At 70.3% G+C, this 14293-nt stretch carries 11 protein-coding genes and 2 tRNA genes; 6 read left to right on the top strand and 7 right to left on the bottom strand.

Going from position 1 to position 14293, the window contains the following annotated elements; all coding sequences use genetic code 11:
- Nucleotides 1–27: 27 nt before the first annotated feature.
- From FMM06_RS05370 to FMM06_RS05360, 3 genes are read right to left on the bottom strand one after another with little or no spacing between them, the layout of a single operon-like run.
- Complete coding sequence (locus FMM06_RS05370) at nt 28–1008, bottom strand: DUF2891 domain-containing protein (protein ID WP_143555125.1); 981 nt, start codon at nt 1006–1008, stop codon at nt 28–30.
- Nucleotides 1005–1931, bottom strand: coding sequence for a DUF979 domain-containing protein (locus FMM06_RS05365; RefSeq protein WP_143555124.1), 927 nt, complete (start codon nt 1929–1931; stop codon nt 1005–1007). The genes FMM06_RS05370 and FMM06_RS05365 overlap by 4 nt, the downstream gene beginning before the upstream one ends.
- The gene (locus FMM06_RS05360) at nt 1928–2584 is read right to left on the bottom strand and encodes a DUF969 domain-containing protein (protein WP_143555123.1); all 657 of its coding nucleotides are present in this window, start codon (nt 2582–2584) and stop codon (nt 1928–1930) included. Before FMM06_RS05360 ends, FMM06_RS05365 begins: the two co-directional genes overlap by 4 nt.
- 77 nt (nt 2585–2661) lie before the next feature.
- Between FMM06_RS05360 and FMM06_RS05355 the strand changes: the two genes are divergently transcribed.
- Nucleotides 2662–3021: a hypothetical protein gene (locus FMM06_RS05355; RefSeq protein ID WP_143555122.1), complete on the top strand. Its 360-nt coding sequence runs from the start codon at nt 2662–2664 to the stop codon at nt 3019–3021.
- A 7-nt stretch (nt 3022–3028) separates the two neighbouring features.
- Here the strand turns inward: FMM06_RS05355 and FMM06_RS05350 are convergent, their stop codons facing one another.
- From FMM06_RS05350 to FMM06_RS05340, 3 genes are all read right to left on the bottom strand, one after another.
- Nucleotides 3029–6616: a hydantoinase B/oxoprolinase family protein gene (locus FMM06_RS05350; protein ID WP_143555121.1), complete on the bottom strand. Its 3588-nt coding sequence runs from the start codon at nt 6614–6616 to the stop codon at nt 3029–3031.
- A gap of 29 nt (nt 6617–6645) precedes the next feature.
- A tRNA-Ser gene (locus FMM06_RS05345) sits at nt 6646–6737 on the bottom strand.
- Nucleotides 6738–6776: 39 nt separating this feature from the next.
- Nucleotides 6777–8078 (bottom strand): UDP-glucose dehydrogenase family protein, encoded by a 1302-nt coding sequence (locus FMM06_RS05340; RefSeq protein ID WP_143555120.1) that lies wholly within the window; start codon nt 8076–8078, stop codon nt 6777–6779.
- A 123-nt stretch (nt 8079–8201) separates the two neighbouring features.
- On the opposite strand from FMM06_RS05340, the gene FMM06_RS05335 reads away from it, so the two are divergent.
- Entirely contained in the window at nt 8202–8813 is a 612-nt protein-coding gene (locus FMM06_RS05335; RefSeq protein ID WP_143555119.1) for a DUF1134 domain-containing protein, read from the top strand.
- A 54-nt stretch (nt 8814–8867) separates the two neighbouring features.
- Here the strand turns inward: FMM06_RS05335 and serS are convergent, their stop codons facing one another.
- On the bottom strand, nt 8868–10148 hold the full coding sequence (gene serS / locus FMM06_RS05330; RefSeq protein ID WP_143555118.1) for a serine--tRNA ligase: 1281 nt from the start codon (nt 10146–10148) through the stop codon (nt 8868–8870).
- 203 nt (nt 10149–10351) lie between these two features.
- Between serS and FMM06_RS05325 the strand changes: the two genes are divergently transcribed.
- The 4 genes from FMM06_RS05325 to FMM06_RS05310 all read left to right on the top strand — a co-directional run bounded on the left by FMM06_RS05325 (nt 10352) and on the right by FMM06_RS05310 (nt 14289).
- Complete coding sequence (locus FMM06_RS05325; protein WP_143555117.1) at nt 10352–11017, top strand: zinc-ribbon domain-containing protein; 666 nt, start codon at nt 10352–10354, stop codon at nt 11015–11017.
- 53 nt (nt 11018–11070) lie between these two features.
- A complete protein-coding gene (locus FMM06_RS05320; protein WP_143555116.1) occupies nt 11071–12291 on the top strand; it encodes an acyl-CoA dehydrogenase family protein in 1221 nt (406 codons plus the stop codon).
- A 300-nt stretch (nt 12292–12591) separates the two neighbouring features.
- Nucleotides 12592–14124, top strand: coding sequence for an acetyl-CoA acetyltransferase (locus FMM06_RS05315; protein ID WP_143555115.1), 1533 nt, complete (start codon nt 12592–12594; stop codon nt 14122–14124).
- A gap of 78 nt (nt 14125–14202) precedes the next feature.
- Nucleotides 14203–14289 (top strand) — tRNA-Leu (locus tag FMM06_RS05310).
- Nucleotides 14290–14293 lie beyond the last annotated feature (4 nt).

The raw sequence follows: 14293 nt of genomic DNA, 5'->3' as shown, positions 1-14293 counted from the left end.
TGCGGCTCGGCTTTCGTTTCGGGGAAATCAGTTCTCTGGGTGAAGCGCCAGCAGAGCGAAGCTGGCGAGCCAATGTTCCCCCATATAATCGCCCGCGACGTGCGGCAGCGCCGCCGCGAGGTGCCGCTCCGCCGAGGTGTGCGCCGGGTGCGCCAGTGGCAGGTAGCGGCCGAGCGCGCGCCAGCTCCACGCGCGGCTGAGGTTGAGGCCGTCGAGATGGGCGATCTTGCCGTCACTGCGGTCGCTGACGAACACCGGCTCGAACAGCGACGCGGGCTCGCGGACGTCGAGGCGGGGCAGGAACGCCTCGAACCACAGGTCGAACTCGCGCCCCGGCAGCAGGCGCATCATGCAGTGCGCCTCGGTCAGCGTCGGCGACAGGAAGGCGTCGCCGTCGGGCTCCCACCCCTGCGCATCGCGGTCGCCGCCATACCAGTCGCGGACCTTCTCGGTCAGCAGCAGCGCGAGGTTGCGGTCGTGCACCTCCGCCCAGTCGTACGCCAGCAGCGCCGCGAACGCGGTGTTGGCGTGGCTGCCGGTGCGCACCGGATAGGTGGCGCGCGGCAGGTAATCGTGAAAGCGCTGCGCGAACGCGTCGGCCAGCGGCTTCAGCGTCCGCCCGATGGTGCCGTGGCGCGTCGCCTCGTTGTGGAGCGCGAGCAGCCACGCCCAGCCGTACGGCCGCTCGAAGCCTGCCGACGAAGGCCGCGACAGATAGGCGAGCTCGGCGGCGACCTTCTCCGGCGTGAACGTCGCCTCCGCCAGGTCGCGGATCGCCGCCGCCTCGGGCAGGGTCCGGTACAGCCGCGCGATCGACAGCAGCAGCCACCAGCCGTGGACGCAGCTGTGCCAGTCGAAGCTGCCGTAGAAGATCGGGTGCAGGTCTCGCGGTGTCCGCGCGTCGGCGTCGCCGGTCATGACATGGTCGAGCTTGTGCGGATATTCGCGCGTCACATGCCCCAGCGCGATGCGCGCGAAGCGGCTGGCTCGGCGGGGGGTCAGTCTCATCGGAAGGCCAGCCCGTACATCAGTGCGGTGTTGATCGCGAGCAGCGGCAGCGCGGTCCACACCTGCGCGCGGATCACGCCGTTGCGGTCGTCGAGGTCGAGCAGCGTCGCCGGGACGATGTTGAAGTTCGCCGCCATGGGGGTGAGCAGCGTGCCGCAGAACCCCGACAACATGCCGATCGCGCAGATTACCGCCGGGTCGCCGCCGAAGCCGCGGATCAGCAGCGGCAGCGCGACCGCCGCGGTCATCACCGGGAACGCCGCGAAGGCATTGCCCATGATCATGGTGAACAGCGCCATGCCGCCGGTATAGGCGACGACCGCCGCGAGGCGGCTGCCATCGGGGATGACCGCGCCGACGCCCGCCCCGACCAGCGCACCGACGCCCGCGGCGGCGAACACCGCCCCGAGCGACGCGAGCATCTGCGGTAGCACGCACGCCCAGCCGACCGCATCGATCAGCCGCCGCCCCTCCTGCAGGGGCGCGAGCAGCGGCGACCGCAGCCACGCCATCGTCGCCGCGAGCGCCAGCACGACGCCGAGCGCCAGGCTGATCAGCGTCACCTGCTTGGGGTCGATCAGGCCCGAGTCCTTCAGGAACAGCGTCCCCAGCAGCGCCGTCGCGGGCACGATCAGCGCGGGCAGGAACAGCGCATTGCCGAGCCGCGCGGCATTGGCGCGGCGCTCCTCCCCGCTCGTCGTTACGGGGTCGCTGCGACGCAGCGCCCCCGCCCCCGCCAGTGCCACCAGCGCCACCACCAGCGCGCCGTTGCCGAGGTCGCCGAGTTGGTCGCCCGCGAGGAAGCTGAGCGCCAGCAGGGCATGGAACGCCACATTGCCCGGGCGGCCGTCGCGCAGGCCGAGCACCGCGAACGCGGCGAACATCAGGCCCGCGAGGGTGTAGGCGGCGGCGAGGGTGATCACTTGCGGCGCAACCGCCGGTCCAGCCACAGCAGCCGCCCGCCATGGACGATCAGCGCCGCGATCGCGGTCGGGATCGCCCAGACCGACAGCTCCAGCGGCGCGATCTCGATGCCATTCGCCGACAGGAAGGCGACGATCAGCAGGATCGAGGCGATCGCGATGAAGATATCCTCGCCGAAAAACACGCCGACATTGTCGGTCGCCGCCGCCATTGCGCGGATCTTCTGGCGACCCGCGTCGTCGTCGACCCCCTGCCGTTCGGCCGCGGCCTCGGCCATCGGCGAGACCAGCGGGCGGACCGTCTGCGCGTGCCCGGCGATGCTGATCAGCCCCAACGCGGCGGTGACCTGGCGGAATACCAGGTACGCGAGCAGCAGCCGGCCGACGGTCGCGCCGCGCACCGCGCCGATCAGCATCCGCGCGCGCTCCTGCAGCCCGGTGCGCTCGAGCAGTCCGATGACCGGCAGGACGATCCAGATCAGGCTGACATAGCGGTTGTCGTTGAACGCCTTGCCGAAGGTCGCGACGATGTCGAGCGGCGCCAGCCCGGCGCCCAGCCCCGTCGCCAGCGCCGCCACCGCGACGACGAGCAGCGGGTTCAGCCGCAGCGCGAAGCCCGCGACGATCACCGCGATGCCCGAAAGCGCCAGCACCCTTGTTGATTCCCCGCCTGCGATCAGCGCGCGACCATACACGCGGCGTTCAGCGGAACAACCGCAGCTTGGAACGCATGTTGCTTGTCGCGCTCCTGCTTGCCGCCGCCGCACCCGCCGAGCCGCCGCCGCTCATGCGCACCACGACGGTCTTCGGCGACGATCCCTGCCCGGCCGCGACCAACGGCGAGATCGTCGTCTGCGGCCGCCTGCCCGAGGCCGAGCGCTTCCGCATCCCGCAAAAGCTGCGCAAGCCCAAGAACGAGCGCACCGCCCGCCCCTGGTCGGAGCAGAACGCCGTCCTCGACGATGTCGCCCGCGTCCAGCGCCCCGACAGCTGCTCGGTCGTCGGCAGCGGCGGCCAGACGGGCTGCACCGCGGCGATGATCCGGCAATGGGCAGCGGAGCGGCGCGCCGGGCTGGGGATGCCGCGGTAAGGCGCGGCTAGCCGTAGCCGCCGCCGCCCGGCGTCTCGATCACGAAAATGTCGCCCGCCGCCAGCTCGACCGTCGCCGTCGCGCCCAGCACCTCGACCGAACCATCGCCCCGCTCGACCCTGTTTATCCCTTTTTCTCCCGTTCTACCGCCCGCCAGCCCGAACGGGGGCACGCGGCGGCGGTTCGACAGGATGCCCGCGGTCAGGGGTTCGAGCGCACGGACGCGCCGGACGATGCCGTCGCCACCCGGCCACTCGCCTGCGCCGCCCGACCCGCGCCGAACCGCAAATGACTCGAGCCGCACCGGGAAGCGCGTTTCCAGCACCTCGGGGTCGGTCAGGCGGCTGTTGGTCATGTGGGTCTGGACCGCGCTCGCGCCCGCGAAGCCGGGCCCTGCCCCCGCGCCACCGGCGATCGTCTCGTAATACTGGACGGAGGTGTTGCCGAAGGTGAAATTGTTCATCGTGCCCTGGCTGCCCGCGCACGCGCCGAGCGCGCCGAACAGCGCGTCGGTGACGACCTGGCTGGTCTCGACATTACCCGCGACGACCGCCGCCGTCCGGTCGGGGCTGAGCATGCACCCGTCGGGGATGACGATCGTCACCGGGCGCAGGCAGCCGTCGTTCAAGGGAATGTCGTCGCCCACCAGGCAGCGGAAGGCGTAGAGCACCGCCGCACGCGTCACCGAGCGGGGGGCGTTGAAATTGTCGGGCTGCTGCGGAGAGGTGCCGGTGAAATCGACCGTCGCGGCGCGCGCCTCGCGGTCGATGCGCACCGCGACGCGCACCACCGCGCCGCTGTCCATCTCGTACGCGAAGTCGCCGTCCGACAGACGGTCGATGACGCGCCGCACCGCGCTCTCGGCATTGTCGAGAACGTGCGCCATGTACGCGTCGATGGTGGCGCGGCCATGTTCGGCGACGGCGCGGGCGATCTCGGCGGCGCCCCGCGCGCACGCCGCGACCTGCGCCTTCAGGTCGCCCATGCTCTGGTCGGGGTTGCGTGCGCCGCCCGCGACGAGGCGCGTGCGGATGTCGGCCTCCTGGAACACGCCGCAGCGCACCAGCGGCACGGTGTCGAACAGCACGCCCTCGTCGGCGAGGCTGCGGCTGCCCGGCGGCATCGACCCCGGCGTGATGCCGCCGACATCGGCATGATGGCCGCGCGCCGCGACGAAATAGGCGGGGGTGTCCTCGCCCTCGAACACCGGCATGACGACGGTGATGTCGGGCAGATGCGTGCCGCCGTTGAACGGCGCGTTGAGCATCCACACGTCGCCCCGCGCCAGCCGCCCCGCCCCCGCGATCACCGCCCGGATGCTGTCGCCCATCGACCCGAGGTGGACGGGCATGTGCGGCGCGTTGGCGATAAGTTGTCCGGACTTGTCGAACAGCGCGCACGAGAAATCGAGCCGTTCCTTGATGTTGACCGAGTAGGCGGTGGTCTGGAGCGCCAACCCCATCTCCTCGGCGGTGCCCATGAAGCGGTTGGCGAAGAGTTCGAGGCGGACGGGGTCGATTTCACCTTCGTCATCCCCGCGAAGGCGGGGACCCATAGACACAGCCTGCGGAACTGGGTCGCCCTCCGCCCGACGGCTTGAGCTTATGGGTCCCCCCCTTCGCGGGGATGACGACGTAAGCGCGCGCACTTCCGGGCAGAGCATCAGGTTCCCGAGCGCATCGACCTCGACCTGCCACCCCGTCTCGACGACGGTCGTGCCGCTCGCGTCGACGACCACCGCAGGTCCGGTCGCCCGCCAGCCCGCGGGCAATGTCGCGCGGTCCCAAACCGGCCCCGCCGCACCCTCGCCCAGCCGCACCGGCGGCCCGGCGGGCACATCGACCGCCACGCCAAGCCCGTGCGTCGTGCCGATCGCCTCGACCGCCAGCGTCGCGACCTCGATGGCGCCGTCGGCGACGAAGCCGAAGCGCGCGCGGTGCTGGTTCTCGAACGCCGCGCGCAGGTCGCCGCCGAACGGCACGTCGAGCGTCGCGTCGGTCCCGGCATAGCGCACCCCCGCCTGCGCCACGACCGCGACCCGCTCCAGCGCCACCCCCTGCGCCGCGAGATCGGCGCGCGCCTGCGCCTCCAGCCGCGCGGCCACCGCCGCCAGATCGTCACCCGCCACGACGCTCGCCTGCGCCACCGCGCGCACTTCCGCCGCGCCGATCCCGTACGCCGACAGCACCCCCGCGAGCGGATGAATCATGACGCGCGTCATACCGAGCGCGGCGGCGACCCGGCACGCATGCTGCCCACCCGCCCCGCCAAAGCACGCCAGCACGTACCCGGCGACGTCGTGCCCCTTGGCGACCGAGATCTGGCGGATCGCGCGCGCCATATGCTCGACGGCGATGGTCAGAAACCCCTCGGCGAGCGCCACCGGGGTCAGCCCGGTCTCGGCGCTCAATGCGTCGAACCCCGCGCGCACCGCCTCGACATCGAGCGGCTGCCGCCCGTCCGCGCCAAACAGCGCCGGGAAATACGCCGGGTCGAGCCGCCCGAGCAGGACGTTGCAGTCGGTCACCGTCAGCGGCCCGCCGCGCCCGTACGCCGCGGGCCCCGGCACCGCGCCCGCCGACCCCGGCCCGACGCGCAGCCGCTCACCGTCGAAGCGGCAGATCGACCCGCCCCCCGCCGCCACGGTATGGATCGCCAGCATCGGCACGCGCAGCCTAACGCCAGCCACCTCGGTCTCGGTGGTCCGCTCGAACGTCCCGCCATAGTGCGAGACGTCGGTCGACGTGCCCCCCATGTCGAAGCCGATCAGCCGGTCGAACCCTGCCGCGGTGCCCGTCCGCACCATGCCGACGATGCCGCCCGCCGGCCCCGACAGCACCGCGTCCTTGCCGCGAAAGGCGCTCGCGGCGGTCAGCCCGCCGTTCGACTGCATGAACAGCAGCGGCGTGTCGCCAAGGCCAGCGGCGACGCCCTCGACATAGCGGCGCAGCACCGGCGACAGATAGGCGTCGACCACGGTCGTATCGCCGCGCCCGATCAGCTTGATCAGCGGCGCAACCTCGTGGCTGACCGACACCTGCGCGAACCCGGCCGCGCGCGCGAGCTCGGCCAGCCGCGCCTCGTGCGCGGTGAAGCGCCAGCCGTGCATCAGGACGATCGCCACCGCCTCGCACCCCGCCGCACGTGCCGCCGCAAAGTCCGCCGCCGCACGTTCCTCGTCGAGTTCGCGCACCACCAAGCCGTCGGCCCCGACCCGCTCGTCGATCTCGATGACATGGTCGTACAGCGGTTTGGGCAGGCGGATATCGAGGTCGAACAGCCGCGGCCGTGCCTGATAGCCGATACGCAGCGCGTCGCCGAAGCCGCGCGTGATCGTCAGCGCCGTGCGGCTGCCGCGCCGCTCGAGCAGTGCGTTGGTCGCTACCGTCGTACCCATCCGCACACCTGCGATCGGCGGCAGGGGCTCGCCGTCCGTCAGGCCGAGCAGCGCGCGGATGCCCGCGGTCGCGGCGTCGCCCGGCCGCGCCGGATCCTCCGACAGCAGTTTGTGGGTGACGATGCCGCCCTCAGGCGTGCGCGCGACGATGTCGGTGAAGGTGCCGCCGCGATCGACCCAGAATTCCCAAGCGGTCAATCGGGCCCCCGGAACGAGATCGGCGGCGCTGGCGGAGTCGGAGGGATTCGAACCCTCGGATCCAGTTACCCAGATCGGCAGTTTAGCAAACTACTGGTTTCAGCCACTCACCCACGACTCCCGGCGCGGACGGGCGCTATGCCGCACCGCGCCCCGGGGGTCAACGCCCCACGCTGGCATAGGTGAAGCCGCGGGCCCGCACCTCCTCGGGGCGATAGACGTTGCGCAGGTCGACCAGCGCCGGATGCGCCATGACGGTCTTCAGCCGGTCGAGGTCGAGCGCGCGGAAGGCGTCCCACTCGGTGACCAGCACCGCGACCTCGGCCCCCTGCGCCGCGTCGTACGCGTCCTGCGCATAATGCACGTCCTTCAGCACCAGCTTCGCCTGCTCGGTGCCCTCGGGATCGTACGCGCGGATCACTGCACCCGCGTCCTGCAGCGCCTGGATGATCGCGATCGCGGGCGAATCGCGCATGTCGTCGGTGTTGGGCTTGAAGGTCAGGCCCAAAATGGCGATCGTCTTGCCGCGCACTTCGCCGCCCGCCGCCGCGACGACCTTACGTGCCATCGCGCGCTTGCGGGTGTCGTTGACCGCCGCGACGGTCTCGACGATGCGCACCGGCACGCCGAAATCCTGCGCGGTCTTGACCAGCGCCAGCGTGTCCTTGGGGAAGCACGACCCGCCATAACCGGGGCCGGCGTGGAGGAATTTCGACCCGATGCGGTTGTCGAGCCCGATGCCGCGGGACACGTCCTGCACGTCGGCACCCACGGCCTCGCACAGGTCGGCGATCTCGTTGATGAAGGTGATCTTGGTCGCGAGGAACGCGTTCGCGGCGTACTTGATCAGCTCGGCGGTACGGCGCGCGGTGAACAGCAGCGGCGAGCGGTTGAGGAACAGCGGGCGGTACAACTCGGTCATCACCGCGACCGCGCGCGCGTCCTCGGTGCCGATGACGATCCGGTCGGGGCGCTTGAAGTCCTCGATCGCGGCGCCCTCGCGCAGGAATTCAGGATTGGAGACGACCGCGAACTCGGCATCCGGATTGGCGGCGCGGATCAGCCGCTCGACCTCGTCGCCGGTGCCGACCGGCACGGTCGATTTGGTGACGATCACGGTATAGCGCGTCAGCTGCTTCGCGATGTCCTGCGCGGCGGCGTGGACATAGCTGAGGTCCGCATGCCCGTCGCCGCGGCGCGACGGCGTGCCGACGGCGATGAACACGGCTTCGGCCTTGGCCAGACCCTCGGCGATGTCGGTGGTGAAGGTCAGGCGACCTGCCTTGACGTTCTTCGCGACGAGGTCGGCGAGCCCGGGTTCGAAGATCGGCATGACGCCGGCGTGGAGCCGGTCGATCTTGCCGGGGTCGAGGTCGACGCAGCACACGTCGTGCCCGAAATCGGCGAAGCACGCCCCCGACACCAGGCCGACATAGCCCGCGCCGATCATCGTAACCTGCATGTTTGCCGCCCCTTGCTGCGTTGCGGCGTCGTCTAGCGGGGCGCGCCGCGCAAGGGAAGGTTGGACAAGCGTGCGCCGCCGCGATTACAGGTGCGGCGGGGGCGTTTCGGGCGGAGGGAACGCATGCGGGCGATACTGACGGTTCTGGCGGCTGGCTTGCTGGCGTCCTGTTCGAACCAGGCGGCACGGCCGACCAGCGCGGCGAGCGCGCCCGCACCCAACCGCGCCAACCCCGCGTCGACCAACCCCGACGGCACCTACAAGCAGCAGGATGTGCTGTCGGCCGCCGAGGATGTGTTCGGCCGCGGCGCCAAGGGCCTGGCGGACATCATCGAGCGCAGCTTCAAGGAGCGCGGAGAGCCCAGCGCCTACATCGTCGGGCGCGAGGGCGGGGGCGCCTTCGTCGTCGGGCTGCGCTACGGCAGCGGCACGATGTTCCACAAGGTCGAGGGGCAACAGCCGGTATTCTGGACCGGGCCGTCGGTCGGCTTCGACGTCGGCGCGGACGCCTCGCGGACCTTCATCTTGGTCTACAACCTCAACGATACCAACGACCTGTACAAGCGCTACCCCGCGGGCGAGGGCAAGGCCTTCTTCGTCGGCGGCTTCGGCGCGACCTACCTGCAGCGCGACGACGTCGTGCTGGTGCCGATCAAGCTGGGCGTCGGCGTGCGGCTGGGGGTGAACGCGGGGTATCTGAACTTCACGCGCGAGCTGAAGAAGGTGCCGCTCTAAACGTCGAGCGAGCCTGCAAATCCCCCCTCCCCGTGGGGAGGGGGTATCCGCGCTCTACTTCGACGGCTCCAACACGGTAGCTCCACCCATCCACGGCACCAGCGCCTCGGGCACCCGCACCGACCCGTCCGCCTGCTGGTAATTCTCCAGCACCGCAACCAACGTCCGCCCGACCGCCAGTCCCGAGCCGTTCAGCGTGTGGACGAAATTCGTGCCCTTGGCGCCGCGCGTTTTCCACCGCGCCTCCATCCGCCGCGCCTGGAAGTCGCCGCAGTCGGACACGCTCGAAATTTCGCGATACTGGCCCTGCCCCGGCAGCCAGACTTCTAGATCAAAGGTCTTGCGCGACGCGAACCCCATGTCGCCGGCGCACAGCAGCATCCGGCGATAGGCGAGGCCGAGCGCGTCGAGGATACCCTCGGCACATGCCGCCATGCGTTCGTGTTCTTGCGTGGCCGCGGCCTGGTCGGCGACGATCGATACCATCTCGACCTTCTCGAACTGGTGCTGGCGGATCAGGCCGCGCGTGTCGCGCCCTGCCGACCCGGCCTCCGAACGGAAGCACGGGGTCAGCGCGGTGAAGCGCAGCGGCAGCTCGTCGGCGTCGAGAATCTTCTCGCGCACGAGGTTGGTCAGCGACACTTCCGAAGTCGAAATCAGGTAGCGCCCGTCGGTGGTCTTAAAGAGGTCTTCCTCGAACTTCGGCAGCTGCCCGACGCCGAACACCGACTTTTCGAGTACCAGCAGCGGCGGCACGACCTCGGTGAAGCCGTTCGCGACCTGGGCATCGAGCATGAACTGCCCGAGCGCGCGATGCAGGCGGGCAAGCGGCCCCTTGAGGACGGCGAAGCGCGCGCCGGCGATCGCGGCGGCCTGATCGGGGTCATAGCCGAGGTGGACGGCGAGCGCGTCATGCTCCTTGGGCGCGAAGTCGAAGACGGGCTTGGTGCCGCACTCGTGGACGACGGCGTTGCCGGTTTCGTCGAGACCCTCGGGGACTTCAGCCGCGGGAAGGTTGGGCAGCACGGCGACCGCATCTCGCTGTTCGGCCTCGATCGCCGCGATGGCCGCACCGCCGTTGCCGGCCTCGGCCTTGAGCGCCGCCACCTCGGCGAGCAGTCGCGTCGCCAGCGCCTCGTCGCCCTGCCCCTTTGCCCGCCCGACCTGCCGCGCGAGATCGTTCTGCGCGGCGACGGCGCGCTCAGCATCGGTCTTCAGGCCGCGCACGCGCTGGTCGAGATCGAGCACGCGTGCCGACACCGGTGCCACCCCCCGCCGCGCGAGCGCGGCGTCGAAAGCGGGGCCGTCGGCGCGGATGGTTTTGATGTCGTGCATGGTGCGCGCGGGCTAGCGGGCGAGGCGAGGCGAGGCAAGATGTACCGCCGTCATCCCCGCGCAGGCGGGGACCCATACTGCGCAGGTTCCGCTGCGTGCACGGGCCGTTTGGAGGGCGCCGCTTGACCTGTAAGATCGCGCAGTATGGGTCCCCGCCTTCGCGGGGATGACGAAGCGGGAGTTGCACACTAACCTCCCGCACCATGATCGTTTCCTGTCCCGAATGCGGCGCGCGGTACCGGCTCGCCGACGATGCGATCCCGGTCGAAGGGCGCGCCATGCGGTGCGCGGCGTGCAAGCATCGCTGGTACGAGATGGGCCCCGACCCCGTCGCCGCGGCGCCTTCCGAGCCCGTTCCCGAACCCGCCGCGGAGCCGGTCCTCACTCCCGAACAGGCCGCCTGGTCGCCCGATCCGGAACCCGACGACGAACCCGCGCCCGAGCGTCACGTCGTCCTTAAGACCGTCGTCGCCCTGCTCCTCTCGGCCGCCTTCACCGCGGGCGCGGCGCTGCTGTGGGTGCCCGATTTGCCGCCGCTCGACCTCAGCCGCGTGCCGTGGCTCGAGCGCGTGGTTGCACCCCCGGCCAAGCCGAAGTCGCCGCTCGGCATCGTCTTCGAGGTCGAGCCCCAGCCCGTCGCCGATGGCCGTACGCTGTTCGTCGTGCGCGGCGCGGTGATCAATCCGACGCGCGCGCCCCAGCCGATCCCGCGACTCGAAGGACGGCTCGTCGACCCGTCGAGCAAGATCATTTATCGCTGGACGGTCGATCCGGGCCGCACCTCACTGCCCCCCGGCGGTCGCGCCCCGTTCGACACCAGCGCCATCGGCGAGAGCACCGAGCGCGCTGTGGTGCGCGTCGCGGACTAGCCAGCGCGCCGCAAAAGCCTAAGGTCCGCGCTCCATTATGGGGAGGACGGACCGTGATTTTCGACTATTCGGACAAGACCAACGCGCTGATCGAGCGCCTGCGCGCCTTCATGGGCCAGCACATCTACCCGAACGAGGCGCGCTACGAGGACGAGGTCAACAGCGGCGACCGCTGGAAGGTCCTGCCCGTCATCGAGGAGCTGAAGCCCCTCGCGCGTGAGGCCGGCCTGTGGAACCTGTTCCTCAACATCAGCGCGCACGACACCGACGAGTGGAAGGGCCCGGGCCTGACCAACCTCGAATACGCGCCGCTGGCCGAGGAGATGGGCCGCGCCGGCTGGTCGTCCGAGGTCTTCAACTGCTCGGCCCCCGACACGGGCAACATGGAGGTGCTGCGCACCTATGGCACCGAGGCGCAGAAGGCGCAGTGGCTGCGGCCGCTGATGGCCGGCGAGATCCGCTCGGCCTTCCTGATGACCGAGCCCGCCGTCGCGTCGTCGGACGCCACCAACATCGAGACGTCGATCCGCCGCGAGGGCGACGAGTACGTCATCAACGGCCGCAAGTGGTGGAGCTCGGGCGTCGGCGATCCGCGCTGCAAGATCGCGATCGTGATGGGCAAGACCGACCCCGGCGCCGCGCGCCACGAGCAGCAGAGCCAGGTCCTCGTCCCGCTCGACGCGCCCGGCATCACCAAGGTCCGCGCGCTCAAGGTGTTCGGCTATGACGACGCGCCGCACGGCCACTACGAGGTCATCCTCGACAACGTCCGCGTGCCCGTCACCAACGTCGTGCTGCGCGAGGGCGCGGGCTTCGAGATCGCGCAGGGGCGCCTCGGGCCGGGCCGCATCCACCACTGCATGCGCAGCATCGGGGCGGCCGAGCGCGCGCTCGAGAAGATGTGCAAGCGCCTGAAGTCGCGGGTCGCCTTTGGCAAGCCGATCAGCGAGCAGGGCGTCTGGCACGAACGCATCGCCGACGCGCGCATCGCCATCGAGCAAGCGCGCCTGCTGACGCTGAAGGCCGCGTATTTGATGGACACGGTCGGCAACAAGGCGGCGAAGCGCGAGATCGCGATGATCAAGGTCGTCGCGCCCAACATGAGCTGCATGATCCACGACATGGCGATCCAGGCTCACGGCGGCGGCGGCGTCTGCCAGGATTACGGGCTCGCGTCGGGTTACGCCGGGCAGCGCACGTTGCGCCTCGCCGACGGGCCGGACGAGGTCCACCGGGTGGCGATCGCGAAGGACGAGCTGAGAAGGTATAACTAGCCGCCAGCGCGGCCGCGCACAGCGAGGTAAACGCGCCTTCGCGTTTGCCGAGCAGTGCGCGGGCTCGCGCCAGGCCGGCCGGCGGCCGGTGCGACCTTCACGCACCGTGCCGTCCGACGGCGCGGCTTTGCCGCGACGCCTTCCTCACACACCCGGACTTGACATTACGAACCGTATCGGTTAATACCGACTTTGGTGAAGCGCCGCTTTGGAAGACGTCAGCAAAAAGCCGAATGCCCTTCCCACCGTAAAGTTCGTAAAGTTATTCATCTTCGCCACGCCCCACGAGGACTTGCCTGAATGACCAAGCCCGACGCCCGCACCCCCGTCCTCGTCGGCGTCGCGCAGTTCACCGGGCACGAGGATGATCCGGCGAAGGCGCTGTCACCGCTCGACCTGCTGGCGCGCGTCGGCGCGGATGCTCTGGCTGACAGCGGAGGCGCCGGGATCGCGATCGACACGCTCGCGGTCGTGCGCCTGTTCGCCGATTCGTCGCCCGCCTTCCGCGCGCCGTTCGGCAGCTACACCAACCTGCCGAAGTCGCTCGCCAACCGGCTCGACCAGAACCCCGCCACGCAGATCTACGGCCCGGTCGGGGGCAACACGCCGCAGATGTTCGTCAACATGTTCGCGGAACGTATCCGTAGCGGCGCGGCCGATGTCGCGCTGATCGCGGGGTGCGAGGCGCTGCGCAGCCAGGCGCGCGCGCAGAAGGCGGGGGTGGTGCTCGACTGGTCGGACGATCCCGGCGGCACGCCCGAGACGCTGGGCAAGGAGGTCCAGATGATCTCCCGCCACGAGATGGCGCACGGCGTCGCGATGCCGGTCCATGTCTATCCGCTGTTCGAAAATGCGCTCGCCGCGCACTACGGCGACGAGCCCGTCGCGCATCGCCACCGCATCGGCGAGCTGATGAGCCGCTTCACGCGCGTCGCCGCCGCCAACCCCTTCGCCGCGCTGCCGATCGAGCGGTCGGCGGACGAGCTGATCACGCCCGACGGTGACAACCGCTACATCGGCTATCCGTACACCAAGTATCTGAACGCCAACATGTTCGTCGATCAGGCGGCGGCCGTGCTGCTGATGTCGACCGGCGCCGCCGACGCCGCGGGGGTGCCCGAGGGCAAGCGCGTCTATCTGCACGGCAGCGCCGACACGCACGAGCATATCCTGATGTCGAACCGCGTCGACTATCACTCGTCGCCCGCGGTCCGCATCGGCGCGAGCCACGCTCTCGCCGAGGCAGGGATCACGGCGGCCGACCTCGACCATATCGAGCTCTACAGTTGCTTCCCCAGCGCGGTGGAGATCGCCGCCGACATGATCGGGCTGGCGCACGACGACCCGCGCGGCCTGACGCTGACCGGCGGCCTGCCCTATTTCGGCGGGCCGGGGAATAATTACTCGATGCACGGCATCGCCGAGATGGTCGCGCGCTGCCGCGCGCAGCCGGGCACCACGGGCCTGGTGTTCGCCAATGGCGGCTACCTGACCAAGCACAGCTTCGGCGTCTACTCGACCACGCCCGCGCCCTGCTGGCAGCGCGCCGATCCTGCCGCTTACCAGGCCGAGATCGACGCCCTCCCCGCCCCCGCCTTTACCGAAACTCCCGACGGGGAAGGCGCGGTCGAGACCTTCACCGTCGTCCACGACAAGGGCCGCCCGGCGTTCGCGATCCTGTTCGTCCGCCTCGACGCTGTCGATGGACGGCCGGGCCGCCGCGCCCTGGCGCAGATGCACGACGGCCTCGACGCGCTGATCGACGCGCCCGTCGTCGGGCGGCGTGTCGCGGTCACGGCCGGCGACCCGGTCAACATGGCGCGCTTCATCTAGGCGTTGCACACCCCGGCGGGTGCTGCTAATCGCCCGCCTCTACCGGACGGGGGCGCAGCCCCTGGACATGATGGTCGTGCGGCCATGGCGGAACTGGTAGACGCGCAACGTTGAGGTCGTTGTGGCCGAAAGGCCGTGGAAGTTCGAGTCTTCTTGGCCGCACCATCCC

This window comes from Glacieibacterium frigidum (genome assembly GCF_007097155.1).
Classification (GTDB): domain Bacteria; phylum Pseudomonadota; class Alphaproteobacteria; order Sphingomonadales; family Sphingomonadaceae; genus Glacieibacterium; species Glacieibacterium frigidum.
The sequence above is the reverse complement of the archived record's forward strand: the minus strand, read 5'-3'. Positions and strand labels throughout refer to the sequence as shown.

What these genes read in the sequence shown, in the direction of transcription:
- FMM06_RS05325 (WP_143555117.1), top strand. Translation starts at nt 10,352, where the DNA reads ATGATCGTTTCCTGTCCCGAATGCGGCGCGCGGTACCGGCTCGCCGAC.
- FMM06_RS05335 (WP_143555119.1), top strand. Translation starts at nt 8,202, where the DNA reads ATGCGGGCGATACTGACGGTTCTGGCGGCTGGCTTGCTGGCGTCCTGT.
- serS (WP_143555118.1), bottom strand. Translation starts at nt 10,148, where the DNA reads ATGCACGACATCAAAACCATCCGCGCCGACGGCCCCGCTTTCGACGCC.
- FMM06_RS05315 (WP_143555115.1), top strand. Translation starts at nt 12,592, where the DNA reads ATGACCAAGCCCGACGCCCGCACCCCCGTCCTCGTCGGCGTCGCGCAG.
- FMM06_RS05340 (WP_143555120.1), bottom strand. Translation starts at nt 8,078, where the DNA reads ATGCAGGTTACGATGATCGGCGCGGGCTATGTCGGCCTGGTGTCGGGG.
- FMM06_RS05370 (WP_143555125.1), bottom strand. Translation starts at nt 1,008, where the DNA reads ATGAGACTGACCCCCCGCCGAGCCAGCCGCTTCGCGCGCATCGCGCTG.
- FMM06_RS05355 (WP_143555122.1), top strand. Translation starts at nt 2,662, where the DNA reads ATGTTGCTTGTCGCGCTCCTGCTTGCCGCCGCCGCACCCGCCGAGCCG.